Annotated in this window: 1 protein-coding gene; it reads right to left on the minus strand. The window is 52.2% G+C overall.

All coding sequences use genetic code 11. The features are described from left to right. A partial coding sequence (locus JCM12296_RS35480; RefSeq protein ID WP_172684300.1) for an IS91 family transposase occupies positions 1-557 on the minus strand: 557 nt, incomplete at its 3' end. Between the last annotated feature and the right edge of the window lie 56 nt (positions 558-613).

Here is a 613-nt window from a genome sequence, read left to right on the forward strand (position 1 = left end):
ACGTTCATCAACAAACGGCACAGGCCAATGTTCTTTTTCTTGCCACGGTTGGCCAAAAAGCCATAATGCCGGATGCGCACGAACCGCTTGGGCAGTACATGCAACAAGAACCGCCGGATGAATTCGACCGCATCGAGGGTGACCAATTCGGTCGTCTTGCGTTTCCTGTTCTTGATCGTAAACGTAACACGGCCGTCAGAAAAATCAGTGATGCGATGATTCGATATGGCAATGCGATGCGTATAGCGCCCAAGATAATCGAGCACCCATTCCGGGCGCTCAATGGGCGGTTTGGTATAGACCACCCAGTTTTTCGACCACAGCTGTTTGATCAAGCGCCGGAACCCTTGGCGGGTCCCCAACGCACGGGCATTGCCGGGAAAGCACAATTTTTTCGTGCGATAGGCATCTTCCAGATATGATATGAATTTTCCCCGGAAAACCTTCGAAAGCGCCTTGACCGGAAAGAGGAACTCCCCTTTGCTGCTGATCCATTCCTTTCCATTGCCAGCGATCGCACCGCCAGGCACTAGGCAGTGCAGGTGAAAATGATCCATCAATGTTTGCGTCCAGGTGTGCAAAATAGCGATGATCCCCAACTGGCCACCGAGCT

It is taken from the genome of Desulfosarcina cetonica JCM 12296, assembly GCF_001311845.1.
In the GTDB taxonomy this organism is placed as follows: Bacteria; Desulfobacterota; Desulfobacteria; order Desulfobacterales; family Desulfosarcinaceae; genus Desulfosarcina; species Desulfosarcina cetonica.